The 429-nt window shown below is 48.3% G+C and carries 1 protein-coding gene; it reads right to left on the bottom strand.

Annotated elements, in window-relative coordinates; genetic code table 11:
• Window positions 1-429, bottom strand: a 429-nt coding sequence (locus NJD71_RS13715) for an IS256 family transposase (protein WP_319052449.1), incomplete at both ends; no start/stop codon positions are given.

Below are 429 nucleotides of genomic sequence, written 5' to 3'. Positions count from 1 at the left end.
TACGCCAAGACTTGACCACGTGCGGGTAATCTTTGCCCCAAGTCTCATCAAAGTGCTCAAGATTGGCCTCTGCCATCTCAAGGGTATCAGCACCGTAGATGGCCTTTAAATCAGCCGCTACGGCCTTTTTATCCGTCCAAGGTACGAACTTCATGGAGTAACGCACCATATGCACGATACACAGCTGAACCTGAGCTTTAGGATAAACCGTATTGATGGCATCAGGGAAGCCCTTTAAGCCATCGACACAAGCGATTAAGATGTCTTGCACCCCGCGGTTTTGAAGCTCGGTAAGAACGCCCAGCCAGAACTTAGCGCCTTCATTCTCTGAGAGCCACATACCAAGCAGCTCTTTTTTACCGTTAAGGTTAACGCCTAGGGCTAAGTAAATGGCTTTGTTGATGATCTGCTTGTCTTGACGTATCTTCA

The organism is Psychrobacter sp. PP-21 (assembly GCF_033790785.1).
Taxonomy (GTDB): domain Bacteria; phylum Pseudomonadota; class Gammaproteobacteria; order Pseudomonadales; family Moraxellaceae; genus Psychrobacter.
The sequence above is the reverse complement of the archived record's forward strand: the minus strand, read 5'-3'. Positions and strand labels throughout refer to the sequence as shown.